This window comes from Borrelia persica No12, from assembly GCF_000500045.1.
Lineage (GTDB): Bacteria > Spirochaetota > Spirochaetia > Borreliales > Borreliaceae > Borrelia > Borrelia persica.
The window spans coordinates 1-242 of the sequence record NZ_AYOT01000209.1; the positions used below are offsets into that span (position 1 = coordinate 1).

A 242-nucleotide genomic window follows, 5' to 3' on the forward strand; every position below is an offset into this window, starting at 1 on the left:
ATCTAAATGCAGAAGATAAAGTGATTCTTCTTCAAAGCAGTATTAGTCTATTTGACAGTAAAGATAACAACTATTTTGATAAAAACTATTTCTATATTTTAAGGCCTATTGATATGCAAAAATGTACTATCAAAGTTAATGATTTTTCTATTGACACTGTAAATCCAATTGAAATTAAAAATACACAGACAAGCTTAAAACAAGTTTTAGACCAACTGATCTCTTGTCTTAATAACTTAAGA

Annotated in this window: 1 protein-coding gene; it reads left to right on the forward strand. The window is 26.0% G+C overall.

The features are described 5' to 3' along the window. Window positions 1-242: DUF777 family protein (locus U881_RS0107390; RefSeq protein WP_024653819.1), on the forward strand; the 242-nt coding region annotated here is incomplete at both ends.